Source organism: Cryomorphaceae bacterium, from assembly GCA_007695365.1.
GTDB lineage: Bacteria > Bacteroidota > Bacteroidia > Flavobacteriales_D > SKUL01 > SKUL01.
In genome coordinates, this window is record REDV01000046.1 from 1 (window position 1) to 25353 (window position 25353).

The following is a 25353-nucleotide window of genomic DNA, read 5'->3' on the forward strand; positions in this document are numbered from 1 at the left end:
GGCTAATAACACCTAACGTTGAAATCGGGCGCATTCACATGTACCCGATTTTTTTTGTGCATCCTGTCCGGCTTGCCCATTGAATCCATCCAATTGCCAACCCATCGTGCAAAAAAAAGCCCGGATCTCTCCGGGCTTTTGCAATGCGATAAGTCTGCTTTAATGAGCTTCTTCGCCTTCCTCAATAGGAGTGGTTTGAGGCACAAAGTCTTCCTTCTTGTCGGGGCGAGAATAGTCGTAAGGCCAGCGGTGCACAACAGGCAGTTCGCCGGGCCAGTTTCCGTGAATGTGCTTCACCGGGGTAGTCCACTCAAGCGTATTTGAACGCCATGGGTTTTGCGGAGCTACCGGGCCACGGAAAATACTGTAGAAGAAATTCAGCAAGAATATTCCCTGCGCAATAGCCCCTACAATGGCGAAAATACTGATGAGTACATTAAGGTCAACAAAAGCATCGAACATCGGGTACATGGAGTAATCGTAGTAGCGTCGAGGAGCTCCTGCCAGTCCTGTGAAGTGCATGGGGAAAAATACTCCGTATCCACACACAATGGTCAACCAGAAGTGCAGGTAACCCAGACGCATATTGAGCATCCGGCCAAACAATTTCGGGAACCAATGGTAAACCCCAGCAAACATACCCAGTACAGCCGACAGCCCCATTACGATGTGGAAGTGAGCAACCACAAAGTAGGTGTCGTGTACAACGATATCAAGGGCAGAGTCGGCAAGAATAATACCGGTGAGACCTCCTGCAACGAAAGTTGAAACCAGTCCAACGGAGAACAGCATTGCAGGTGTGTAAACGATGCTACCTTTCCAGAGGGTGGTGATGTAGTTGAACGCCTTTACCGCCGAAGGAATCGCGATAAGCAGGGTGGTAAATACAAACACCGAGCCGAGGAAGGGGCTCATTCCTGTTACGAACATGTGGTGACCCCACACGATAAATGACAGGAATCCGATGGCCAGAATGGATCCAATCATGGCGCGGTATCCAAAAATCGGTTTGCGAGAGTTGGTTGCGATGATTTCTGAGGTAATACCCAATGCCGGCAACAGGATGATATACACCTCGGGGTGCCCTAGGAACCAGAAAAGGTGCTCGTACAATACGGGGCTACCTCCTGTTTGATCGAGCGCTTCACCGCCAATATGAATATCTGACAGGTAGAAGCTGGTTCCCATTGAGCGATCCATCAACAGCAACAATGCTGCAGCGAACAACACCGGGAAAGAAAGTACCCCGAGGATAGCTGTTACGAAGATGGCCCAGATGGTCAGCGGAAGCCGCGTCATCTTCATGCCTTTGGTACGGAGGTTCAAGATGGTTACAATGTAGTTCAAACCTCCCAGCAACGACGATGCAATGAACAGCGTCATACTTACCAGCCAAAGGGTCATTCCCATCCCCGAGCCGGGCATGGCCTGCGGCAGTGCACTCAAAGGAGGATAAACTGTCCATCCTCCACTCGCGGCGCCACCCTCTACAAAGAGAGAAGCTACCATGATTACGCTCGACAGGAAGAAGAACCAGTATGACAACATGTTGAGCATACCGGATGCCATATCACGCGCACCGATCTGCAAGGGAATAAGCAGGTTGGCGAACGTACCACTCAAACCTCCCGTAAGGAGGAAGAATACCATGATGGTACCGTGAATGGTTACAAGTGCCAGGTAGGCATTTTCGTTCATGACACCACCCGGAGCCCATTTGTCGCCCAAAAATGTGTTCAAAATGGCAAAGCTCTCTCCCTGCCATCCAAGCTGGAGCCGGAAGAAAACAGACAGCATCATTCCGATGACCGCCATAAAGATGGCAGTGATAAGGAACTGCTTCCCTATCATCTTGTGATCCTGGCTAAAGATGTACTTGCTTACGAACGACTCTTCGTGATGATGGTGTTCGTGGTGTCCTTCTGCATGTGCGTGCGCTACTGCTGCCATGTTACTTAATTTTCTGTTAACGTAATGTTCTCAATGGTCTCGTCCTCTTCATCTTTCCCTTGGTAGAATGGTCTCTGCTCGGAGAGCCACTGCTCAAAGGCTGCTTCTTCCTCTACTACAATTGACATTTGCATATTGTAATGAGCGGCACCGCAAACCTTGTTGCATAATAACACATAATTGAACTCAGGGTTCTTTTGAACCAGACGCATACTGTCCGTAGTTACGGTAGGAGTGAGTTTGAAGGTGGTTGTCATTCCCGGAACAGTGTTCATTTGTGCCCTGAAATGAGGCATGTATGCACTGTGAATTACATCCTGAGACCGGAAAAGCATTTTCACCTCGCGATTCTTGGGTAGTACAAATTCGCCTCGTACGAGAATATCATCGTCCGCAAAATTGTGCAGTGTATCGAAAGGAGCTTCCATCAGTGCGAAAATGTTTGCGCGGTGTCGGTTCATGCGGTCTATACGCTCCTGAAGCTCCTTCGCACGGCTATCGGGCAGCACTTCATTTTCAATTCTCGCAGAAAGTCGGGCCGTTTCATTCTCCAATTCTTCCATCTTGCTTTTGATGGTGCGGTGCGTTACAAGTCCAAGCGGATTTGTTGCCGAAATAAGGCGATAATCAGATGCTCCCAAACGGCCGTCGGGCCCAGGGTATCGCACGGTCCAGTCGAACTGGCGCGAGTACACTTCAATCACCAATGCATCCTCAGCGGCATCGTCCGTAATGCGGTTCCAAATGGTCAATCCGTATATGATGATCACGGCCAGCACAATGGAAGGAATGATGGTCCAAACCAATTCAAGGCGGTTGTCATGCGGAAAAAACAGCGCCTTCACCCCTTTTTTGCGGTAGTATCTGGCAGCGAAGACAAACAGCACGGTTTGCACCAGGAAGAACACAAAAATGAGGATTACCCAGTTGAACATATACAGGTTGTCAATTCCAACACCGTGCTCGCTGGCCGGTAATTGAAAAAGCGCCATATCATCCTTGTACTTAAGGGTCAACCAGATGAATGATCCAAACAGGGCAACCATAAACACCAGGAAAAGCCGGGCATTGAAACGGTTGTCGGCGTCGGGTACTTCTTCCTCTTTTCGCTTTCTCAGTTCTGACGACAGCTCATATACGCGCGCAATCTGAGCGAGAGCTACGACTACCAGAAGAATGACCAGTACGGTTAAAAACTTTCCCATCGTATTGTTGCGTTACTTGATTTTCAAATTAATGCGATTCTATTATATACTGTGATGTGCTCCTTCTTCCAGGTATGGGTGATTCACTGGCACCAAAGGTGCTTTGGTTAGTGAATTCAGCACTACAAAAACAAAGGCTCCGAGGAAACCGAGGAACATTCCAACATCCATCAGTCCAAGGTGCGCACCTGCTCCCATTACACCCGGTGTAACGAGCAACCACACATCCACCCAGTGCCCGATAAAGATAACGGTTGCTACCCCAATCAGGAAGGTTGGATTGCGCTTGGCATCTCTAGACATCAAAAGAATCATGGGCACGATAAAGTTCACCACGAACATGGTAAAGAAAGGCACGCGGTAGTGCTCAATGCGCGTAATGTAGTAGGTAACCTCCTCAGGGATGTTTGAATACCAAATGAGCATGAACTGAGAGAACCAAAGGTAGCTCCAGAGGAAGCTCAATGCAAACACCCATTTTCCGAGGTCGTGAATATGGCTGCTGTTAACCTGCGGCAGATATCCCCTGGCCTTCAGGTAAAGGGTCATTACCAATCCCACAATCATGGCAGTACACCACATTCCACTGAATACGTACCAACCGTAGAGGGTGCTGAACCAGTGCGTATCAATGGACATCAGCCAGTCCCAGGCAAGGGTTGAAGAGAACACAGCAAAGAACACCAGGAACAAACCTGAACGCACGTAGTTCTTTTTGTGGATGGCAATATCAGGCTGTTTGTCTTCCAGCAGTGAACGCTTGCGAAAGGTGATGGCGAAAATCATGAACACACCGATATACACCAGTGTGCGCACCCAGAAAAAGGGAATGTTGAGATAAGCGGCCTTATTGGCAATAATGGCATCGTAATGCGGACTGCTTTCATCAAACACCTCAGGGTCCATCCAATGGAAAATGTGGTGACCGTGAAACGTACCTACCAGGTGAACCAGTAATACAACCACCAATCCAACAGGCATAAAGGTTACGATACCCTCAAAGATGCGTTTGAAAAGCACCGAGTAAGCCGATTCGGTAGCGTACTGGAGGATGTAAAAGAAGAGCGCACCGAAGGACACGAAGGTAAAGAACAGTCCGTTTACATACAGCGCTGACCAGAACCGATTATGGTGATCGGACGAGTCCATGGCGTAACCGCCGATAATGGAAATCAACCCGATTGCCATCAGGATAAATGTGAGCGATTTGGCCTTATTGGAAAAACTGAATTCCATAATGGGAGTGTTTTTACTTGGTTTTCGAATTACTCGGTTTCTTCGTTTTCTGTGTCATCAGCGGGTGCATCTTCACCCACAGATTTTCCTTGAAGCTTCTGCACGTAGGCTGTAAGTTTCCAACGGTCTTCCTTGCTGATTTGCGACGCATGCTGCCCCATTACACCTTTACCGTAGGTAATAGAGTGAAAAATCTGTCCTTCCGGAAGCTCTTTGAGCGAACCATCGTAAGCCCCAGGGGCAGGGTGGTTTCCTTTTACGATCACAGCTCCGTCACCTTTTCCTTTCTTGCCGTGGCAGTGCTGACAAAATTTGTCGTACACCACTTTACCTCTTTCGATGGCAGCCTCGTCAATGTTCAACGGATTTTTGAGTGTGGCGGCCATTTCATAGCCGTCCTGTGTGTTGGGAATGTGATATGGCATGCGAAGATGCACCTTGTTGGGGTCAAAGCTGAAAGGTATGGTTCCCTCTACCGGTTTGCGTGCCGAAGGAGTATTTCGTTGTACAACTGCCAGAGAATCGCCAAAGTGGAAAGGATCCATTCCGAAATCCACGTAAGCCTCAATGGCCGGCGAGCGATACATATCGGGCATGTATTCGTATCCGGCGCTGTTGGGGTCTTTCTGGCAGCCGGTAACCACCACGAGGGTGAGCACTACAGCAGCAAGGGTACCTATCGTATATTGTCGTTTCTTCATGGAAGTGTGCTTAGCTTTCAATTTCACGTTCGCTTATTTCAATGATTCCGCTTTCTTTCAGAATGTCTTTCAACTCATCACCTGAATGCCCGTGGTTATCGGCGGTGTGAACCTCCATCACAAACTTATCGTCGGTGGTGCGAGGGTCGGGGTTGGAAGCAGGCATTCCGGGTAAGGTGCCGTTTCGCAACAGGTAAGTAATTGCCATTCCGTGCGCGGCACAGAGTACGGTAAACTCAAACGTTACCGGAATAAAGGCCGGGAGATTTTCAATCAGACTGAAGCTGGGCTTACCACCGATGTTCATCGGCCAGTCATGAATCATAAAGTACCACATACCCAAAAGGGCAAGGCTCAAACCGGTTAGCCCAAACATAAATGACACGATGGCCATACGGGTACGCTTCACCCCAATAATCGGGTCAATACCGTGAATGGGAAAAGGTGAGTACACTGTTTTGACCTTGATGCCCAGATCACGCAGCTTTTTGGCCGCCTCCATGAGCGTGTGGTCATCATCGTACATTGCGTGCAAAATCTTGTTTGCCATTGCTCTTATCGATTAGTGTGCAGAATCATTGTTTTTGTAACTCTCTCCTGAGATCTTCAGAATGGACTTCAACTCGTTCAAGGCCAAAACAGGGAAGAATCGCGCAAAGAGCAGGAACAGGGTAAAGAAGATACCGATGGTACCAATAAAAATCCCGATATCAACCCAGGTCGGGTAGAACATGGTCCAGCTTGAAGGAACATAATCGCGGTGGAGCGAGGTAACGATAATTACGAATCGCTCAAACCACATCCCGATGTTCACCACAATACTCAGAATAAAAGTAAAGGTGAGGTTGGTACGGATTTTTTTGATCCAGAAAAGCTGGGGAGAAATTACGTTGCAGGTCATCATGCTCCAGTAAGCCCATGCGTATGGTCCGGAGAAACGGTTGATAAAGGCGTACGATTCATACTCTACGCCGGAGTACCACGACACGAACAGCTCCGTGAGGTAAGCTACCCCCACGATAGAACCCGTTACGATGATGATGATGTTCATGTACTCCACGTGCTTGATGGTAACGTAGTTCTCAAGGTTCATGGCTTTGCGCATAACGAGCAGCAGGGTCAATACCATCGCAAAACCCGAGAACACCGCTCCCGCAACAAAGTACGGTGGGAAAATAGTGGTGTGCCATCCGGGAATCACCGAGGTAGCAAAGTCCATTGATACGATAGAGTGTACCGAAAACACCAAAGGAGTAGCAAGTCCGGCAAGCACCAGTGACACCTCTTCAAAGCGGGTCCAGTGTTTTGCTTTACCTGACCAGCCGAAACTCAAAATGCCGTACACTTTCTTTGGCAGCGGCTTCACCATACGGTCGCGGATCGTGGCAAAATCGGGAATCAAACCGATGTACCAGAACACAAGCGATACACTGAAGTAGGTTGAAATCGCAAATACGTCCCAGAGAAGTGGTGAGTTGAAGTTCACCCAAAGAGAACCGAAGGTGTTGGGCAGCGGAAGCACCCAGTACGCAACCCAGATACGCCCCATGTGAATACCGGGGAAAAGGGCCGCCATCATTACCGCAAAGATGGTCATCGCCTCTGCCGAGCGGTTAATGGCCATACGCCAACGTTGACGGAAAAGGAGAAGAACCGCAGAAATCAAGGTTCCTGCGTGACCAATACCAACCCACCATACGAAGTTGGTAATGTCCCAGGCCCATCCTACAGTTTTGTTCAATCCCCAGGTTCCGATTCCGGTAGCAATCAGGTAAGTGATGCAACCCAGTCCCCAGATACTGATTAAGCCGGCAATGCTCATGAGCACATACCACATTTTTGGGGCCTTGTTCTCAATCGGTCCAACCACATCCACGGTAATGTCGTGGTAGGTTTTGTGACCCAAAATTAACGGTTGCCGAATCGCTGCTTCTTTATGCATGGTAGGCTATGGTTTAGGCTTCTGTTGATTCTTGTTCATTACGTACTTTCACCATGTAGGCGATGTTGGGGCGTACCCCGATTTCCTCAAGGGCGTAGTATCCCCGGATGCTTTCGTGGTTCTTTCGCACTTTCGACTTCTTATCGTTTACATCACCGAAAGTAATGGCATGGGTGGGGCAGGCTTCTGCACAGGCAGTCTGGATGGCACCATCTTGAACAGGGTTCCCGGCTTTTTTGGCTTCCAGTTTTCCTGCCTGAATGCGCTGCACACACATGCTGCATTTCTCCATTACCCCACGGGCACGCACTGTTACGTCGGGGTTCAGAACCATACGTGCAGTTGAGTCTTGCGCGGGGTTCACTTCACGGAATTTCTTATATCCCATGTAGTTAAACCAGTTAAAACGACGCACTTTGTAAGGGCAGTTGTTTGCGCAGTACCGCGTACCAATGCAACGGTTGTAGGCCATTTGGTTCAGACCTTCATTGCTATGGGTGGTTGCTGCAACCGGACAAACCGTTTCACACGGAGCGTGGTTGCAGTGCTGGCACATCATGGGCATGTGAACCACCTTGGGATTCTCTGCAGGAATCTCCATTTTGCGGTAGGTGTCAATCGTGCCCAACCCTTCTTCATCGCCGCGCTCGTGATTCATGTCTGAACTGAAGTAGCGGTCAATTCTCAACCAGTGCATATCGCGGGCGCGACGGATTTCATCTTTGCCCACTACAGGTACGTTGTTCTCAGAGTGGCACGAAACCACACATGCTCCACAACCGATACATGCATTGAGGTCAATCGACATTCCCCAGCGGTGACCTACATTTTCAACGGGGTGGTCATTCCATAGGTCAATGTGCTTTACATGCACTTTGTGGTCGTGGTGATCGTGGTCGTGGTCATGGCCATCTCCGTGATCGTGGTCGTGCTCATAGGCGTCGTGAGGAGCACCGTGAAACACAAGCTTGGTTTCAGGGTTGAACTTCTCGCGGTCGCCGGTATTGAATGTATTCAAATCCGTTTCGCGAAGCACCGCATGGCGATCCATAATGGTGTGGTGCGTTTGCGTGGCTGCTATCGGGTAGGTTCCGTCGGTACCGGAAATAGATACGCTGTAGTTGCAGCAAATCACATTACCGCCCGAGCGGGTCATCATAGGGTATGCATTCACCCCGATGGGCTTTGGATTTCCGTTCTCGTCTTCTATGTAACCACCGTATGTGCCTGTTTGGAAGGCAGCTTTACCGATGTTTTCTCCGTTGGCTCCGCGACCGTACCCCAGGGCAACACCGAGGGTTCCGGGCTTTTGGCCGGGCACAGGCACTACGGGTAGTTTCATTTCCTTGCCATTCACGTTGAGTGTTACAACAGTGGCAGGACTTTGCTCACCGAGGTACTCGTTGTATCCGTTGGAGCGCACATCTGCAGGCGCCATGGTTACATAGTTGTCCCATGTGATTTTGGTGATGGGGTCGGGAAGCTCCTGCAACCAGGGATTATTGGCATGACTACCATTACCGATACCGGCTTTGGTGTAAAGCACCAATTCGTATTCTCCGCCCGCCTTGATAGCGTTGATGGCAGCAGCAGCCCCTGAAAGATCACCGCCAAATTCGTTCAACTCCATTTCATGACCGGCCAGCTTCATTCCGCCGTCGTGCACTGCGCGGTACCAGCGGTCGTTAAAGCTCCCAGCTCCGGCGGGTGCAGGGATGTTGTTCTCCCATACGTTCTGAATAAACGCATGGTAATCTGAGTCCTGTCCACCCCATGCCAGAAGCGATGCTCCCAGTTGACGCGTGTTGTACAGCTTACCGATGGTGGGCTGTGCCAGCGCAAGATAGTTGCTCTTAATCATATAGTCATTCCACGACTCCAGATAGTGGTGCGACGGACAATGGTAATTGCACAAACTTGCTGTTTCATCGTTGTATTGCGACACCGCAACGCGTATCTCAACCTTTTCCAATGCAGCTTTGAATTCATCTGCGTTGGGAAGTGAGTATGCGGGATTGGTATCTGCAATGATCACTACGCCAACCTTGCCGGCGTTCATTTCCTGAATCAGGCCCTGAATCTCGCTGTCTTTGCCATTCTTCAGGTTGAGTTTGCTCTTGGTGCGGATGGTGCTTCCGAAGTTACCCAACATGAAGTTGATGTTGTTTACGAGCACCTGAATTCCTTTGTTGTTTGAGCCGGCAATCATGAGCGACTGGCCTTTATCCGCCCACAGTTTCTCTGCAGCGGTTGCGCACATGGCATCTACCTCGGAGGTAGAAACAGATACGGTTGAGGCACCGGCTTTTTTCGCAATGTAGTTGTGGATGCTGGCTACCACCAATCCTTCCTGAGAGGGCTTAATGGGTTTGCGCACATCTGCATTGGTACCGGTGAGGCTCAGCAGTGATTCGAACTGGAAGTGATTCGACATCCATCCGTTTTCCGGACGGCGATTGCGGGCGTATTGGCCCACGTATTCGTTGGAGAGAAGCCATTCGCCGAGGAAATCAGCGGCCACGCTTACAATGGTTTTGGCTTTACCAAAGTCGTAATCGGGCAGGAAGGCTTTCCCGAAGCTCTCTTCATTGGCCTCGAGAATTCCTGAAGCGGAAACGGCATCGTATTGAACATGTCTGAATTGCTCCTCAGACCCGCCTGCTCCGGTCACCGCATCACCAAGAGCGGAGATGGCAGCGAGCAAGGACGGGCTGTTCACAGAAGAACTCAGTACGCGCACTGACTTGCCAGAACCGCTAGCCTTTTGAATGGCAGCCTTGATGTCTCCATCTACCGTTTCCCATGCAGAACTGCTTCCGTTCTTCATGGGTTCCTGCAAGCGCGCCGAATCGTAAAGCGAGAGAACCGAAGCATTGATACGGGCATTGGTTCGTCCGCCGGCCACACCGTATTGCTTGTTGCCGATAATATGTATCGGACGACCTTCACGGGTTTTCACCAATACGCTGGCAAAGTCATGTCCGTCAAAATAACTCGATGCGTAGTAATTGGCAATACCCGGGGTGATTTCTTCCGGCTTCACCACGTACGGTATAGACTTTACGACGGGTGATTCGCAGGCCGCGAGCGTTGCGGCACCCAAACCAAAACCGAGGAATTTCAGAAAGTCGCGGCGACCGGTGGTCACACTGTCAAGTCGCTTGTCGCTGAGAAAGTCTTCAACCGGAAGCTCATGAGGAAATTCCTTGTCGCGCGATTGCACGAACTCGGGCGTCTCATTGAGTTCTTCCAGACCGGTCCAATATTTCTTCGTTGTATCTCCCATGGGATTAAACTTCGGTGTTAGTGGATTAATAGTGACATTTTGCACATTCCCATCCGCCCATTTCCGCTACGGAAACTGAGCCGTCTTCAAGGTATTTTTTCAGCATTTCGCGACCGCGCTCGTCTTCTACGAAGCGTCGGTGCATTTCTGCGTAATACTCTGAGCTGTTGAGGTCAATTGCTGAGTTGTTGTGGCAGTCGATACACCATCCCATGGTGAGGGGGGCAAACTGCTTTCCAACGGTGTACTCTTCGTCAACCGGGCCGTGGCAGGTCTGGCATTCCAAACCGGCTACACTTACGTGCTGGGCGTGGCTGAAGAAGGCGTGATCGGGCAGGTTATGCACCTTTACCCAAGCGATGGGGTGCTCCTCGCCGGTGTACATGCGCTCATCCTTGTCCCAACCTACTGCGTGGTAAATTTTTGCAATCTCGCGGGTACCTTCCTCGCTTCTGCCTTCATCAATGGCCACGTGGCAGTTCATACAAACGTTTGCCGAAGGAATTCCTGCGTGCTTGCTATCGGCCGCAGAGCTGTGACAATACTGGCAGTCGATTTCGAGTTCACCGGCGTGCAGGGTGTGGTTAAAGGCGATGGGCTGCTCGGGCTCGTACCCTTCAAACACACCTACCGCCATCAGTCGGTCCCATACATCTACGGCTCCCATCACGATGAAGAAAATGACAATCAGTGAAGTCACCACTTTGTTCTTCCACATCCAGGCACGAAGTTCTGACATATAGGAAACAGACTCTTCTTCTTCTTTGCCGTCACGTTCTTTTACCGCGCCTGAAAGGGCCCTGCGCACACTGCTCAATGAGAGAATAATGATGAGCAACAACAAACCAATCAGCGCGAGGAAGAACACCGGAATACCATCATCTGCAGCCGCGCGATCATCGCCAACTGCACCCGGGGCATCTGCTACCTTAGGAGCAGGCGGAGGCGTTGCATCGATATAATCGAGTACGGCGGTAATCTCTTCGGTGGTGAGAGGCTGCGCAGTCATCAAACCGGCACGTGGCTCCCATTTGGCCAAAAGTTCATTTACATAGGGATCATTCTTCTCCTTTACGGCAGCGGGGTTTACAATCCACTGATAAAGAAGTTCCTCACGACCCTCCCAGCGCTCCCGCGTACCGGCAAGGGCAGGCCCTGTCATGTCTTTGTGAACCTGGTGACAGGAAGCACAATAGCCTCTGAAGATCTTTTCACCGTCGGGCTGGGCGGAGAGTGAACCCGTTAACATCACACTGAAAAAGAGGATGAAAACGGTGGGGATGTAGGGAAGAACGCGGCTTGGATGGTGCATCATTTAACCTGAAATTTCGTTAAAACACGGTCAAAAAATTTTGTGCGCAAATTTAGAAGATTCAAACTTTACCCGTCGGTATTTGGAGCGAAAACGGAACGCTCGAGGTTAATTTAAAATGATTCTAAATAAGGGCTGTGGTTGTACCAAAACCGTGTGTTTACAAGGGTTTTAAACTTCCTTATAACAATTAAAAGTGGAACGATGTTTGCCGACCCGACCTTTGAGCATCGTACTTTTGCATCCAATGAGAACAATAGCAGGCATCCTTTTTATGGCATTTTTCGCCCCGCTGCTGCAGGCCCAAACCGACAGTCTGGCGAGTGATACCGTATTATCCTCGCAAAGCATTCCCGGCGAAGTGCGTGTTCACGGCGGCGAGCGACTTCTGGCATTGCTCGATACGCTCACAGAGCTATCCTATCCTTTGGAAGGGTTCAGGATTCAGCTGGCTTTCGGTAAAAAGGATGAAGTAAATGAACTTCGAACAGAATTCCTGAAGGCCTATCCCGCTTTGGGTGCTTACATCAGTTGGTTGCAACCCAACTTCCGGTTGAGAATTGGTGATTTCAGAACCCGGCTGCAGGCCGAGCGCTTTAAGCAGGAGATTCAGGAAACCTACCCGGGCTGCTACATCGTGCGCGACATTATTGAGTTCAGCACAGATGAAAATGACCTCGACTAAGGATTCTGATTAGCGCTGGTCAACACAATCATGTGGCGAGATCTCCGGGTTCACCATCAAAACACTGAGCACTGATAAGAATGCCAGGCGGCGGGTCGGGCGGGGAATTGCGCCGGCACGGATTAACTACTAGCATGGACCATTGAGGCTTCAGCCCGGGAATAACGCAGAGATTGGCCTTTCAAAAAAGACGTTGGTTATGAGTCGAGGGTTTGTTTCACCTCCACTTCCTCGAACGACTCAATCATGTCTCCCACTTTGATATCGTTGAAGCGATCAATGTTCAAGCCGCATTCGTAGCCTTTAGCCACTTCTTTCACATCGTCTTTAAAGCGTTTGAGCGAGCCCAGTTCGCCGGTGTATATCACTACACCATCGCGAATGACACGCGCCTTTCGATTGCGCAGAATTTTACCTTCAATCACAAAGCACCCGGCCACCGTACCTACTTTGGAGATGCGGAATGTTTCGCGCACTTCGGCAGTTCCGAGAACCTGCTCTTCGATTTTGGCTGAAAGCAGACCTTCCATGGCTTCCTTCACCTCTTCAATGGCAGCATAGATTACTGAGTACAGCTTGATCTGGATTTCTTCGCGCTCAGCGAGTTTACGCGCACTTGCCGACGGGCGCACCTGGAAACCAATGATGATAGCATCTGAGGCAGAGGCCAGCAACACATCGCTTTCAGTAATCTGACCTACACCTTTGTGGATAATATTCACCTGAACTTTCTCGGTAGAGAGCTTTTGCAGCGAGTCTGAAAGTGCCTCGATGGAGCCGTCCACGTCTCCTTTTACAATTAGGTTGAGCTCTTTGAAATCTCCAAGTGCAATTCGGCGACCAATCTCATCGAGGGTGACGTGCTTCTGGGTACGCACACCTTGCTCGCGCTGCAACTGCAAACGGCGGGCAGCAATCTGGCGCGCCTCTTTTTCGTCTTCCATACCGTGGAAGCGGTCGCCGGCGTTGGGCGCTCCACTAAAACCGAGCATGGTAACAGGGGTTGACGGACCGGCCTCTTTAATGGCAGAACCGCGTTCGTTGTACATGGCTTTTACACGGCCGCTGTAGCAGCCTGCAAGCACCACGTCACCAACGCGCAAGGTTCCTTTCTCCACCAACAGGGTACACACATATCCGCGACCTTTGTCGAGTGTAGATTCGATGATCGTACCCACCGCTCGCCGGTTGGGGTTGGCTTTAAGCTCCAGAATTTCTGCTTCGAGCAGCACTTTTTCGAGGAGTTCGTCAATATTGGTTCCTTGCTTGGCAGAGATTTCCTGGGCCTGGTACTTTCCACCCCAATCCTCCACGAGGATGTTCATGGCAGAAAGTTGCTCGCGGATTTTATCGGCGTTGGCGTTGGGTTTGTCAATTTTGTTGATGGCAAAAACCATGGGAATGCCCGCCGCCTGAGCGTGGTTGATGGCTTCCTTGGTTTGGGGCATCACGCTGTCGTCGGCAGCGATTACAATGATGGCAAGGTCGGTTACCTGAGCTCCACGCGCACGCATGGCGGTAAAGGCTTCGTGACCCGGTGTATCGAGGAAGGTAATGGTTCTGCCGTCATCCAGTTTAACGCTATAGGCTCCGATGTGCTGGGTAATTCCTCCCGCCTCACCGGCTATTACATTGGCCTTGCGCAAGTAGTCAAGGAGTGATGTTTTTCCGTGATCCACGTGACCCATTACGGTAACGATGGGGGCGCGAGGCGTGAGATCGGCCTCTTCGTCTTCAATTTCCTGAATGGCGTCCTGTACATCGGCACTAACAAAGTCCACCTGGTAACCAAATTCTTCAGCCACAATACTGATGGTTTCAGCATCGAGGCGTTGGTTAATGGACACGAATATTCCGAGCGACATGCACGCTGAGATTACCTCTGTGGGGGTGACCCCCGTCATGGTGGCAAGCTCAGAAACGGTAACAAACTCTGTGATTTTCAGAATGCTTTGTTCCTCTTCCTGGCGCTTCATCTCTTCTTCGGAACGACGTGCAACCATGGCGCGTTTCTCCTTTCTGAACTTGGCACCTTTTGATTTTCCGCCGCCGCTCAAACGGGCAAGGGTTTCCTTGATCTCGCGTTGAATTTCGGCTTCGTTAATTTCCGTTTTCTGCGTACGTGGTTTGCCTTTTCCTGCAGCGGATTTACCTTTTCCGGCTTCCTTACCCACATCAACCGCGTCGGATGGAATGCGCTTGCGTTTGCGTTTCCGCTTACCGAGTTCACTGTCTTCGGACGAGGCCACCGGCTTGCGTTTGGGTTTATCCGGAAGGTTGATCTTGCCTACCACAGTAGGACCGCTAAGAGTTTGCGCACGGGCGCGCACCACTTCATCAACGGGTTTTTCTTCTTTTTTCTCGTCGGCAGCGGGCTCAGCGGGCTTTTCGGCATCAACTTTGGCTTCGTCCTTTTTGGCTTCTTCTTCGGGTGCAGCGGCCTCTTCGGTTTTCTCGGCAGCCGTTTCTTTGGGAGCTTCTTCTTCTTTCTTTTCCTCGGCAGCAGGCTCAGCAGGCTTTTTCTTACCGGCGTCGAGGTCAATTTTACCCACCACGTTGATTCCGGGCTTTTCGGGGCGTGCTTTCACCACCTCTTCATCCGGATTCTGGATGTTTTTGATGAGGATTTCCTCATTGTCCTGTTCGGTGCGGGGTTTGCTTTTCGGAGCGTCTTTCAGCGAAACGGTTTGGCGCTCTTCTCTTCCGGGAACGGCTTTTTTAGCGCGTTCCTTCCTTTCCTTGTCCGACTGAAATTCATCAAGCAGGATTTCGTACAGTTCAGGCGAGAGCTTCGTGTTGGGTGTTGCATCAATGGCATGACCCTTCTTGTCGAGAAACTCCACAATGGTGGCGATTCCGATATTGAATTCCTTGGCTGCCTTACTTAGTCGTACAGATGTTATTTTTTGTCCTGCCATTCGGTTTGCGAACTTTTTTCAATTTTATGAATAGCGCCGAAAGATAGAAATTATTCCAATTCCTCTTTGAGAATGCGCTTGATCTCACGGATGGTTTCTTCCTCTAAATCGGTGCGTTTCACGAGATCCTGATCGGCTATTTCAAGCACACTTCGGGCTGTGTCACAGCCAATAGCTTTAAGCTCGTCAATAATCCACTCTTCAATCTCGTCGGCAAATTCGTCGAGGTCCACATCTTCGGTGGCTTCTCCGTCGCTTTCGCGGTACACATCTATCTCATAGCCTGTGAGACGACTGGCGAGTTTAATGTTGTGACCTCCTTTACCAATTGCCATAGAAACCTGATCGGGCTTGAGGTACACATTGGCGCGTTTTGATTCCTCGTTGATATCCATGGAAGTGATGCGCGCCGGGCTCAATGCACGAGAAATGAAGAGCTGCACATTGTTGGTGAAGTTAATCACGTCGATGTTTTCATTCTTCAACTCACGCACAATGCTGTGAATACGCGAGCCCTTCATACCCACACATGCACCCACGGGGTCAATGCGATCGTCGTATGATTCAACTGCCACTTTGGCTCTTTCGCCGGGCTCGCGAACAATCTTTTTGATGGTAATGAGGCCATCAAATACTTCGGGCACTTCCTGCTCAAACAAACGCTCCAGAAATTCGGGCGCGTTGCGTGAGAGGATCACCACCGGGCTGTTGTTTCTCATCTCCACTTTGTACACTACAGCGCGAACAGAATCTCCTTTCTTAAAGTAGTCGGAGGGAATTTGCTCAGATTTGGGCAAGATGAGCTCGTTGCCTTCATCGTCAAGGATGAGGATTTCTTTTTTCCATATCTGATACACTTCACCGGTCATGATTTCACCGATGCGCGAGCTGTACTTCTTGTAGATGTGGTCTTTCTCCAGTTCCATCAGCTTTGACACCAGGTTTTGGCGCAATGCAAGAATCATTCTTCGGCCAAAGTCCTCCAGCTTCAGTTCTTCGGAGGCATCTTCTCCAATCTCAAAGTCGGGCTCTATCTTGATGGCATCGCTGTAGGCAATCTGACGGTTGGGGTCCTCTACTTCGCCGTCGGCCACAATTTCGCGGTTGCGCCAGATTTCGAGGTCACCCTTGTCCACGTTCAGGATGATATCGAAGTTATCATCTGAACCGAACTTCTTGATAAGCATGTTGCGGAAAACCTCTTCGAGGATTCCCATCATGGTTTCCCGGTCGATGTTCTTGAATTCCTTGAACTCGGAAAACGATTCTATGAGACTTACACTGTTCATGGTGTGTGCTATTTGAACGATATAACTACTTTGCTTTCTTTGATTTCATCTTTGGAGAAGGTCAATTCCTGCGGTTCAATTTTCACTGTTTTGCCTTCTTGTTTTTCACGACGGGCGTCGGTTTGCAACTGAAGCTTGTCGTCGTTTACCTCCAGCAGCGTTCCGGTTACTTTCCTGTCGTCGGTGGTGAGCAGTTCGAGTTTTCTGCCCACGTGCCGCCGATGCTGCCTCCAAACCTTCAGGGGTTTGTCGGCACCGGGAGAAGTAACCTGAAGGGAGAAGTCTTCCTCTTCTCTGTCGAGGTTGTGTTCAATGCCGCGGCTCACCTTTACGCAGTCCTGAATGCTCACGCCTTCATCGCCGTCAATCTGCACATGGATATCATTGGCCGATCCGATTTTTAAATCAATCAGAAAGAGACTGGTACCCTCAAGGGCATCGGCTATGAGTTGCTCTATGTGCGCTCGTTCCATGGTAAGTTTCCGATAAAAAAATAGAGGGGCGAGCCCCTCTAATCCTTCAATTCCGCATGTGAATCGGGTGCAAAGATAGGAATAATGTTCAGGCCTGCAACTATTTTCGCGTGTGGTCAACCACTACCTTTACGGAACGGCCTTTTTCAAAAATCTCTTCTCTGATTATCTGACCTTTCCGGCTGTATGCCTGAAACTTACCATCGCGAAGGCCTTTCTTGTAGCTCGCCCGGGTTTGCACCTGCCCGTTGTTGTGGTATTCTACCTCGCTGCCGTGCAGCTTCCCTTCCTGGTAGTGCGATTCGCGCCAGACACCCCCGTTGTTAAAATAATACGTCCATTTACCGTTGAGGCGCCCGTTGCGGTAGCTGCCTTCACTTGCCAGCGTGCCGCGTTCGTCGTAGGTGCGCCACGTTCCGGTTTGTACGCCTTTGTCGTACCAGCCGGTTTTCTGAAGCTGTCCGTTTTCGTACCAGTACTTCCACTCTCCATGTCGGAAATCCTCATCCCACGAGCCTTCGTACAGCTTTTGGCCTGTGGGACTCCAGCCTTCCCATTTACCGTGCATCTTGCCATCTTTGTAACTTCCGATAGCCTTCGCCTGCCCGTTTTCGTACCAGCTCTGCCACTCGCCCTGCTCTTTGCCGCCGCCGTATTTTCCTTCCTGCAGTTTCTTGCCGTTTTCAAACCACGTTGTCCAGAGGTCTTCGCGGAGGTCGTTTTCATAGCGACCTCGCTTCCAGAGCGTTCCGTCGGGGTAAAAATGTTCCCACTCACCAGTCTTCAGGCCGCGACTGTAGTGCCCTTTGTAGTTAAGCGTTCCGTCGCTGAACCACACTTCCCATAACCCATCCTGTTCACCTTCCACAAATCCACCCCGCATTTCTTCTTTTCCGTTTTCGCGGTACCAGGTCCACACGCCCGACTTCTTTCCTTGCTCGTGTTCACCTTCGGCCTCTTTGGTGCCGTCTGAGAACCAACTGCGATAGAGACCGTGCAAGCGGTCGTTTTGATAATGCGCCTCTGTTTTTCGGTTACCCGAAGGGTGCCAGATAGTCCACACACCGGCCTTAAGGCCGTTCTCATAAAACCCCTCAGCCATGGGCTTGCCCGATTGGAAATACTGGTTGTAGGCACCGTTTAGCATGCCGTTTTGGTACTCCATGCGATACTGCAACTGCCCCCCGGTAAAGTAGGTTTCCAGGTAACCGGTTCCGCTGGTGAGGGTTTGTGCTCCGTCGGGTTTCCACGCCTCAAGCACCAGCAAGGTGTCGTGTTGGTATTTCTCCACAAGCCGAGGGGAGCCATCCTCAAAGAAATACTCCCACCGACCGGTTTTTCGGTCGCGATTAAAGTGGCCGCGCTCCATGAGCTGACCGTTTTCGTGCCACGCTTCGAGCAGGCTGTCGCGAAGGTCAAGATTGAAAAATCCGCGATGACTCATTTGTCCGTTTTCGTGGTAGCGCACCACCTCGCCGTGCAGTTTTCCGCGGAAGTAATTGCTCTCCTCCATCAGTTGGCCGTCATCGTACCAGTACTTCCAACTGCCGTGCTCAAACCCATCGAGCATCTGACCCATGCTGCGTTTTATTGTGCGCTCTTTGTCCCAGTGATCTACAAAGGGTGTAACTTTAGGCTTTTGTGCCAACAGGGGTAACGATATCAGCAGGCAAAGTGCTGCGCAAAAACTTTTCATCATCATGAGTGGTTATACAACTCCGAAAGGCAACTCATATTATGCAAGCCTGCCACGGCAGGTAGGTAGTTCGGAGCTTGCTGCTCCTACTATTGCATCACTTGGGCGTAAAATTAGCATTCTCAACCAGCGAGGCAGCGCAAAAGGTATGCAAAGCCTCCACAAAGCAAGGTGCATAACATGGCTACCATCTTAATTTCCGGCGGTACAGGCTTGATTGGCTCTGCGTTGGTGAACGAACTTTTGCGACGAGGCCACTCCGTTCGCGTGCTCTCTCGCAGCGGCAGTGGTGTTCCCAAAGGCGCAACAGCGTGTTTGTGGAACCCCTCGAAAGGCAGCATGGATGCCTCCTCCGTGGAGGGGATAGACGGCGTGATTCACCTTGCGGGGGCCGGGGTGGCCGACAAGCGCTGGACGGAGGAGCGTAAAAACCTCATCATTGACAGCCGCGTAGAAAGTGCGCGCCTGATTAAGCAGACCCTGAAAAAAGCAGGTGTTGCCCCTCGCTTTTTCATCTCCGCCTCGGGGTCTAATTACTACGGCACCACCACCACGTCTCATATTTTTGAGGAGCGCGAAGCACCCGGAAGCGATTTTTTGGGCGCGTGTTGCCGAATGTGGGAGGAAGCCGCTTTTCTTGAAAACTCTGCCGGACGCGTAGTGGCCCTGCGCACCGGGGTGGTGTTCGCAAATGGCGGGGGCGCATTGGATAAGTTGGTATTGCCCATTCGGCTCTGGGCAGGTTCGCCCTTGGGCTCAGGAAAACAGTATGTACCGTGGATTCACATTGACGATTTGGTGGCGATGTACGTGAAAGCGGTGGAAGACGACGCGATGCAAGGCCCCTACAACGCAGTAGCACCCGGGCACATTACGCAGGCTGAACAAACGCGTCTCATCGCCAAGATCCTGAAAAAACCCCTGTGGCTGCCCAACGTTCCCGCTTTTGTCCTTCGACTGATGCTGGGCGAAATGAGCTCCATTGTGCTTCAGGGCAGCAGGCTCTCGTCCGAAAAAATAACGAAAGCAGGATTCACCTACCGATTCCCGTCTGCTGAAGAAGCATTGCGCGATTTGCTCAGCTCTCCCTGACGAGCAGCATCTCTGCGAAATGCGTAAGAGCTGCTTTGCGCTCCTGCGTAACCTGCACCGCTTCGAGGTGGCGCATGGCAGATTCAAAGTAGTGGTTCATCACCTGTTCGGTGGCTTTCCTTACACCCAGCTTGTTGAACAAGGCAAGGATTCGCTCTACTTTTTCTGTGGGATTGCCGAGGTTAAGCAAACGCTGAAGTTCATCGCTGTCGGCACCTTCGGCGCGTTTCAGCGCGGTGAGCAGCAGGTAGGTCTTTTTATTCGCAAGGATGTCGCCCCCCACCTGTTTGCCAAATTTCTCTGCGTCGCCAAAGGCATCCAGCAGGTCGTCGCGCAACTGAAACGCCAGACCAATATCCTGCCCGAATAGATAAATGTGTTCGAGGTCAGCCTCGGAGGCGCCGGCAATGATTCCGCCAATTTTGAGACTTCCGGCAAGCAGCACAGAGGTTTTGAGACGAATCATCTCGATGTACTCATCAATGCTCACATCGTTTCGCTCTTCAAAGTCCATGTCCAGTTGCTGACCTTCGCACACCTCGGTAGCGGTTTGGCTGAAAACCTCCAGTACCTGAGGTAAAATTTCTGGCTTCACCCTGCACATCAACTGGTAGCCCATCACAAACATCACATCGCCCGAGAGGATGGCGTTGTTGGTATTCCAGCGCATGTGCACCGTTTCCTGTCCTCGTCGCAGGGGGGCTTCGTCCATGATGTCGTCGTGCATCAGGGTAAAGTTGTGGAACACCTCCACCCCAATGGCGGGATGGATGGCATCGCGCACATCGCCACCAAACATATCGGTTGCACCGAGCATCAGGGCCGGACGCATGCGCTTGCCACCCAGTTGCATGATGTAGCGTACGGGCTCATACAGCGCTCCCGACTTGATTTCGGCCACGTATTGGTCGGAGGCGTCTGAAATGATTTGCTGAAGTTGCTGAAGGGTGTGCATCAGTGGGTTCTTTCAAGAAGGTTGAGCAGGTACTGACCGTAGCCGCTTTTTACGAGGGGTTCCGCAAGTTTTCTGAGTTGGTGGGCATCAATAAATCCGCGTCGGTAGGCCACGCTTTCAATGCAGCCTATTTGCAATCCCTGACGCTCTTCAATGGCCTGTACAAATTGAGAGGCCTGCATCAGTGAGTGAAAGGTGCCGGTATCCAGCCAGGCCGTACCCCGGTCCAATATGGCCACTTGCAGCTTACCGCGCTCCAGGTAAGTTTTGTTTACATCAGTAATTTCGAGCTCTCCGCGCGCGCTGGGCTTCAGGTTACGGGCAATCTCAATCACATCGTTGTCGTAAAAGTACAGTCCCGGCACCGCAAAGTTCGACTTGGGCTTGAGGGGTTTTTCTTCGATGGAAATGGCGCGCTGCTGTTCGTCGAACTCCACCACTCCATAACGCTCGGGATCGCGCACGTGGTAGGCAAACACCACTCCGCCGTCGGGGTTGGTGTACTCCTCGAGCTTGCTAAAAAGTCCGGAGCCGTAAAAGATATTGTCGCCAAGTACCAGGGCTACTTTGTTGTTTCCGATAAAATCAGCGCCAATGGTAAAGGCCTGCGCCAGTCCTTTGGGTTCTTCCTGCACGGCGTAGCTGAACGAGCAACCGAGCTGGCTTCCGTCGCCCAGCAGTTTTTCAAAATGGGGCAGGTCGTGCGGAGTAGAGATGATGAGTATTTCGCGAATTCCGGCCCCCATCAACACCGACAGCGGATAATAGATCATCGGCTTATTGTAGATAGGCATGAGCTGCTTACTCACAGCAAGGGTCAGCGGGTGCAATCGGGTTCCTGATCCGCCGGCAAGGATGATTCCTTTCATGATGGGTTGTTGTTCTCTGATTCTTCAATATCGCGGCCGCTTTCGTCCAGTCGGCGCACCACGAGTTCGTTCAGTTCAATGTCTTCCTCTTCGTCAATGATTTCCAGAAGCGGCTCGTTGAAAGATTTGGTAGTGATAGACCTTTCGAGGGTAAGCAGCAGCGAAGGCAGCAGTACCAGGTTGGCCAGCATGGCAATAAGCAGCGTTACCGATACCAGCACCCCGAGGGCCACGGTTCCGTCGAAATTGGAGAGGGCAAACATCCCGAAACCAAAGAAGAGCACGATGGAGGTGTAAATCATACTCACCCCTGTTTCGCGCACCGATCGGATGACGCTTGTGCGGATATCCCATTCGCGCAATCGCAGTTCCTGGCGGTACTTGGCGAGGAAGTGAATGGTGTCATCCACGGAAATACCAAAGGCAATGCTGAACACGAGGATGGTTGATGGCTTAATGGGGATTCCGGCGTAGCCCATAATGGCCGCCGTAATGATCAGCGGAAAGAGGTTGGGTACGAGCGACACGATTACCATTCGCCACGAGCGAAACAGCAACGACATCACTGTAGCAATCACCAAAATAGCCAGAAAAAGACTGATAAAGAGGTTTTTCACAAGGTAATTGGTTCCCTTCAAAAACACAACGCTGGTACCGGTGAGCATGATATCGAAGCCCGAACCTGCAAAAACTGAGTCAATGCGCGGACGCAGCTCTGCAATCAGGTCGTCCATTTGGGTGGTTCCGATATCGGCCATTTGCGCCGTAACGCGTGTCACGGAGCGGGTTGAATCCACAAAAAGGCGAGCAATATCGGCCCCTTCTTCGTACCCGGTAAGGTAGGGAGCAATAAAGCTGCGCTCGTTGTTGTTCATCAAGGAGTATCTCGCCGGGTTACCGTTGTAAAAGCCTTGCTTGGCGAATTTCAATGCGTCGGCAATGGAGAGCGACTTGCTCAGTTCATCGTGCTCGGAGAGCACGGTTTGAAGCTGGTCTATTTTCTTGAGCGTGTTGGGCTGGGTGATGGCACCCGGCTTGCGGGTATCAATCATTATTTCGAATGGCATCACTCCGTTGAAGTTGTCTTCCATAAACTTCAAATCGGTGAGCACCGGGTCATCTTTCGGAAGGTCGTCCACAATGTTTCCGGTGGCTCGGATAAGGGTGATACCATACACTCCCACCACAAACAGCACAACGGTAATAATGTACACCTTGGTGCGGTGCCCGGTGACCCAAACCACGAGCCGGTCAACCGTGTAGTAAAGCCATTGCCGGTCCAGGTGGCGTGTGTGGCGCTCCTGGGGCTTTGGTAAAAAGCTGAAAACCCCGGGGATGATGAGAATAGACAGCACAAACAATCCCATGATGCTGATAGAGGCCACCACACCAAATTGCTTCAGCATATCGCTCTGGGTAAAGATAAAGGTAGCAAAACCGAGTGCGGTGGTGGCGTTGGTCATAAAGGTGGCGTTACCCACCTTGTGGATGACCCGCGTAAGGGCCTTGATTTGGTTGCCGTGGTTTTTGAACTCGTGGTGGTACTTGTTGAGCAGAAACACTCCATTGGGTACCCCAATTACAATGATAAGCGGCGGGATGAGCGCCATCAGGATGTTAATGCGGTAATCGAAAAGTGAAATGGTACCGATGCTCCAAATTACCCCGATGATCACCACCGTAAGGCAAACCACCACCACCTTGAGCGAGCGAAAAAACAAGAACAGCAACGTTGCCGCCACACCTGCGGCCAGCAATACAAATTTGCCCATTTCGCCTTTGACCCTCTCGGAGATGGTGGTGCGTATAAACGGGAGGCCGCTGTAGAATACCTCCATGTGCTCGCGGGTAAATTGCTGCCCCAGATCGGTAATGTTTTCAATCACATCACCGCGGTCTTTGGAGTTGAATTTATCGGCATCCACAAACACCATCATTAGTTGGGCGTGGGTTTCACGATTAAACAGCAGGCCCTCGTAAAACGGCAAGGACTCTATCACAGCACGCAGCGAATCCACCTCACTTTGGGTGGTGGGCTCGCGCTTCACCACGCGAACCAGATCAAAGCGCTTTAACTCCGTATTGCGCTGCAGGTTGTAGAGGTGGGCCACTGAAAACACGGAGTCCACGCCCTCCAGTTTGCGCAGGTCATTGCCCAGGCGGTACCACGCGGCAAAATTGGGCTGCTCGTAAAACTCTTCGCCTTTTACACCCAGTACAATAAGGTTGCCGTCTTCCGAAAAAAGTGAGCGAAATCGGTCGTAGTGAACGTTGGTGCTATCGTCGCTGGGCAGCAGGTTGGCCGGCCGGTACTCCATATCTACCTTGCTGGCCATGAAACCCATAAAAATGGTCATGAGCCCCACGGAGATCAGAATAGGGATGCGATAACGTAAGATTGCTCCGGAGAGGAAGTGCCACATGTTTGTTCAGCCAGCGTCCGGTTGCCGGATATACCGTACCGGTTTTTACAAGGCCACAAAGAAACGAATTCCAACTCAGATAAAAGGCATGGCGTGAAACGGCTCAGAAGAAGGCGCGCAATTGAACACCTCCGCTGTGAACAGCGCGTATCTCCTCTGATTTGCGTCCGTTGTAGGTGAGATTGAGCTGCACATTCTGCCCGAGGCTGCGTTGGTAGGAAATTCCCCAGGTAAAGTTTTGCCCGGTGCGAAGGCCCTCCAGCATTTCGTAAGCGAGCGATGAGTTCATCAGGCCATCGTAGCGAATGTTTACAAAGTTGAGCGTGCCCATAAAACTGCCTTTCGACACCTGGTTGTAGCGCAGCTCGATGCCAAGATCCTGCAAAATGGCTTTTTCTCCACCCAGGTCGGGCGTGTTATCTTTCTCGCTATATCGCACAGAAACCGTTCCGCGGAAGCTCGTATTGGGCTGATAGCTGAACGAAGGCTCTATCTCCTGGTAGGTGATGTCAAAACTTCTTCCGTCCAGAAAGTCGCTCAGGTTGTTTCTCCTGCCGTCCACCAGGCGCAGAATGAGCCCCACCATGCGGCTGGCATTGTAGCGCCCTTTTACCTCGTGCATGGTGTTGTTGCGCGCATCAAAACCACTGGTAAGCAACGATTTTCCAGTGTTCTGTCCGTAGGTATAATCTACGCCGTACTTGGCGTGAGAGCGATTGAAAAACACGGTATTTCGCACGGATGAGTTGGACGAAATAAGGGTGGTATCAGCCTGGTCCAATGCAAAGGGATTGAACCTATTAAAGCCCTCCTCTCCGGTGGTTTTGCGATCGAGACGGTAGGCGAGCTGGTTGGAAATGCGCGACAACCATTTGAGCATGCCTTTTTTACCGCTCCAAAGGGCCATGGGATTCCAGTTGATGGTGTGGCTGTACTGGTTGGTGAGGGCGCGGATGTAGTTGTCTGTGGGAGTCCAGATGCGCAGGTAGCGGTTGCCGTCTTCGGGGCGGGCCAGCTCAAATTCGTTGAGTTCCTGAATGCCGTTGCCGTTGTAATCTATCCAGGTGTAAGGGCCCTGTCCGGTTGGGTCAAACACGTAGATAAACTCGCGCGCGCGCTCCAAACCTGAGCCAATTTCGTAGTAGAGGTTCATGGTGAGGGCACCTTTGAGGATGCGCATGTCGTAGTTGATGTTTCCCAACAGGCTGTTTTCGGGCTGGCTGATGGCTGTTTCATCATTGAGTACCTCCATCTGGCGACTGATCATTCTGGAGCGAAACTGATGCCGGGGATCTTTGTTGTAGGCCAGTTCAAGCCCGAA

The 25353-nt window shown here is 51.1% G+C and carries 19 protein-coding genes; 2 read left to right on the top strand and 17 right to left on the bottom strand.

The features are described 5' to 3' along the window. Positions 1-2: 2 nt before the first annotated feature. From EA392_02170 to EA392_02210, 9 genes are all read right to left on the bottom strand, one after another. On the bottom strand, positions 3-185 hold the full coding sequence (locus EA392_02170) for a hypothetical protein (protein TVR41165.1): 183 nt from the start codon (positions 183-185) through the stop codon (positions 3-5). After that, the gene (locus EA392_02175; protein TVR41166.1) at positions 160-1950 is read right to left on the bottom strand and encodes a cytochrome c oxidase subunit I; all 1791 of its coding nucleotides are present in this window, start codon (positions 1948-1950) and stop codon (positions 160-162) included. The genes EA392_02170 and EA392_02175 overlap by 26 nt, the downstream gene beginning before the upstream one ends. 5 nt (positions 1951-1955) lie before the next feature. Next, positions 1956-3155 carry a cytochrome c oxidase subunit II gene (locus EA392_02180; GenBank protein TVR41167.1) on the bottom strand — a complete coding sequence of 400 codons (1200 nt, stop codon included), beginning with the start codon at positions 3153-3155 and terminating at the stop codon, positions 1956-1958. A gap of 42 nt (positions 3156-3197) precedes the next feature. Then, on the bottom strand, positions 3198-4343 hold the full coding sequence (locus tag EA392_02185) for a quinol:cytochrome C oxidoreductase (GenBank protein TVR41183.1): 1146 nt from the start codon (positions 4341-4343) through the stop codon (positions 3198-3200). A gap of 77 nt (positions 4344-4420) precedes the next feature. After that, positions 4421-5092, bottom strand: a complete 672-nt coding sequence (locus EA392_02190) for a cytochrome c (protein ID TVR41168.1) — start codon at positions 5090-5092, stop codon at positions 4421-4423. A 10-nt stretch (positions 5093-5102) separates the two neighbouring features. Beyond that, a complete protein-coding gene (locus EA392_02195; GenBank protein ID TVR41169.1) occupies positions 5103-5642 on the bottom strand; it encodes a DUF3341 domain-containing protein in 540 nt (179 codons plus the stop codon). A 12-nt stretch (positions 5643-5654) separates the two neighbouring features. Beyond that, a complete protein-coding gene (locus EA392_02200; GenBank protein TVR41170.1) occupies positions 5655-7034 on the bottom strand; it encodes a hydrogenase in 1380 nt (459 codons plus the stop codon). Between the two features lie 13 nt (positions 7035-7047). Continuing rightward, positions 7048-10320 carry a 4Fe-4S dicluster domain-containing protein gene (locus EA392_02205; GenBank protein ID TVR41171.1) on the bottom strand — a complete coding sequence of 1091 codons (3273 nt, stop codon included), beginning with the start codon at positions 10318-10320 and terminating at the stop codon, positions 7048-7050. A gap of 25 nt (positions 10321-10345) precedes the next feature. Next, entirely contained in the window at positions 10346-11635 is a 1290-nt protein-coding gene (locus EA392_02210; protein ID TVR41172.1) for a cytochrome C, read from the bottom strand. Positions 11636-11879: 244 nt separating this feature from the next. Between EA392_02210 and EA392_02215 the strand changes: the two genes are divergently transcribed. Then, complete coding sequence (locus EA392_02215) at positions 11880-12317, top strand: SPOR domain-containing protein (protein ID TVR41173.1); 438 nt, start codon at positions 11880-11882, stop codon at positions 12315-12317. A gap of 197 nt (positions 12318-12514) precedes the next feature. Here the strand turns inward: EA392_02215 and EA392_02220 are convergent, their stop codons facing one another. The 4 genes from EA392_02220 to EA392_02235 form a co-directional block, all read right to left on the bottom strand. After that, positions 12515-15235 (bottom strand): translation initiation factor IF-2, encoded by a 2721-nt coding sequence (locus EA392_02220; GenBank protein ID TVR41174.1) that lies wholly within the window; start codon positions 15233-15235, stop codon positions 12515-12517. A gap of 50 nt (positions 15236-15285) precedes the next feature. Beyond that, the gene (gene nusA, locus EA392_02225; GenBank protein TVR41175.1) at positions 15286-16524 is read right to left on the bottom strand and encodes a transcription termination/antitermination protein NusA; all 1239 of its coding nucleotides are present in this window, start codon (positions 16522-16524) and stop codon (positions 15286-15288) included. Between the two features lie 8 nt (positions 16525-16532). Continuing rightward, positions 16533-16997 carry a ribosome assembly cofactor RimP gene (gene rimP, locus EA392_02230; GenBank protein ID TVR41176.1) on the bottom strand — a complete coding sequence of 155 codons (465 nt, stop codon included), beginning with the start codon at positions 16995-16997 and terminating at the stop codon, positions 16533-16535. Positions 16998-17097: 100 nt separating this feature from the next. Then, positions 17098-18699 carry a hypothetical protein gene (locus EA392_02235; GenBank protein ID TVR41177.1) on the bottom strand — a complete coding sequence of 534 codons (1602 nt, stop codon included), beginning with the start codon at positions 18697-18699 and terminating at the stop codon, positions 17098-17100. Between the two features lie 174 nt (positions 18700-18873). Between EA392_02235 and EA392_02240 the strand changes: the two genes are divergently transcribed. Continuing rightward, positions 18874-19785 carry a TIGR01777 family protein gene (locus EA392_02240; GenBank protein TVR41178.1) on the top strand — a complete coding sequence of 304 codons (912 nt, stop codon included), beginning with the start codon at positions 18874-18876 and terminating at the stop codon, positions 19783-19785. On the opposite strand, the gene EA392_02245 is transcribed toward EA392_02240, so the two are convergent. The 4 genes from EA392_02245 to EA392_02260 form a co-directional block, all read right to left on the bottom strand. Continuing rightward, positions 19772-20740, bottom strand: a complete 969-nt coding sequence (locus EA392_02245; GenBank protein ID TVR41179.1) for a polyprenyl synthetase family protein — start codon at positions 20738-20740, stop codon at positions 19772-19774. The two genes, EA392_02240 and EA392_02245, sit on opposite strands and share 14 nt — an antisense overlap. Next, a complete protein-coding gene (gene rfbA, locus EA392_02250; GenBank protein ID TVR41180.1) occupies positions 20740-21609 on the bottom strand; it encodes a glucose-1-phosphate thymidylyltransferase in 870 nt (289 codons plus the stop codon). Before rfbA ends, EA392_02245 begins: the two co-directional genes overlap by 1 nt. Beyond that, positions 21606-24032 carry an RND family transporter gene (locus EA392_02255; GenBank protein TVR41181.1) on the bottom strand — a complete coding sequence of 809 codons (2427 nt, stop codon included), beginning with the start codon at positions 24030-24032 and terminating at the stop codon, positions 21606-21608. The genes rfbA and EA392_02255 overlap by 4 nt, the downstream gene beginning before the upstream one ends. Positions 24033-24135: 103 nt before the next feature. Continuing rightward, the coding region (locus EA392_02260; protein TVR41182.1) for a hypothetical protein at positions 24136-25353 on the bottom strand (1218 nt) is incomplete at its 5' end.

Bases quoted from the DNA above. Each gene is read 5' to 3' on its own strand.
- EA392_02200 (TVR41170.1), bottom strand. From the start codon at position 7,034: ATGCATAAAGAAGCAGCGATTCGGCAACCGTTAATTTTGGGTCACAAA.
- EA392_02205 (TVR41171.1), bottom strand. From the start codon at position 10,320: ATGGGAGATACAACGAAGAAATATTGGACCGGTCTGGAAGAACTCAAT.
- EA392_02235 (TVR41177.1), bottom strand. From the start codon at position 18,699: ATGATGATGAAAAGTTTTTGCGCAGCACTTTGCCTGCTGATATCGTTA.
- EA392_02180 (TVR41167.1), bottom strand. From the start codon at position 3,155: ATGGGAAAGTTTTTAACCGTACTGGTCATTCTTCTGGTAGTCGTAGCT.
- EA392_02195 (TVR41169.1), bottom strand. From the start codon at position 5,642: ATGGCAAACAAGATTTTGCACGCAATGTACGATGATGACCACACGCTC.
- EA392_02190 (TVR41168.1), bottom strand. From the start codon at position 5,092: ATGAAGAAACGACAATATACGATAGGTACCCTTGCTGCTGTAGTGCTC.
- EA392_02255 (TVR41181.1), bottom strand. From the start codon at position 24,032: ATGTGGCACTTCCTCTCCGGAGCAATCTTACGTTATCGCATCCCTATT.
- nusA (TVR41175.1), bottom strand. From the start codon at position 16,524: ATGAACAGTGTAAGTCTCATAGAATCGTTTTCCGAGTTCAAGGAATTC.
- rfbA (TVR41180.1), bottom strand. From the start codon at position 21,609: ATGAAAGGAATCATCCTTGCCGGCGGATCAGGAACCCGATTGCACCCG.
- EA392_02210 (TVR41172.1), bottom strand. From the start codon at position 11,635: ATGATGCACCATCCAAGCCGCGTTCTTCCCTACATCCCCACCGTTTTC.
- EA392_02175 (TVR41166.1), bottom strand. From the start codon at position 1,950: ATGGCAGCAGTAGCGCACGCACATGCAGAAGGACACCACGAACACCAT.
- EA392_02240 (TVR41178.1), top strand. From the start codon at position 18,874: ATGGCTACCATCTTAATTTCCGGCGGTACAGGCTTGATTGGCTCTGCG.
- EA392_02220 (TVR41174.1), bottom strand. From the start codon at position 15,235: ATGGCAGGACAAAAAATAACATCTGTACGACTAAGTAAGGCAGCCAAG.
- EA392_02245 (TVR41179.1), bottom strand. From the start codon at position 20,740: ATGCACACCCTTCAGCAACTTCAGCAAATCATTTCAGACGCCTCCGAC.
- EA392_02215 (TVR41173.1), top strand. From the start codon at position 11,880: ATGAGAACAATAGCAGGCATCCTTTTTATGGCATTTTTCGCCCCGCTG.
- EA392_02185 (TVR41183.1), bottom strand. From the start codon at position 4,343: ATGGCAATCGGGTTGATTTCCATTATCGGCGGTTACGCCATGGACTCG.
- rimP (TVR41176.1), bottom strand. From the start codon at position 16,997: ATGGAACGAGCGCACATAGAGCAACTCATAGCCGATGCCCTTGAGGGT.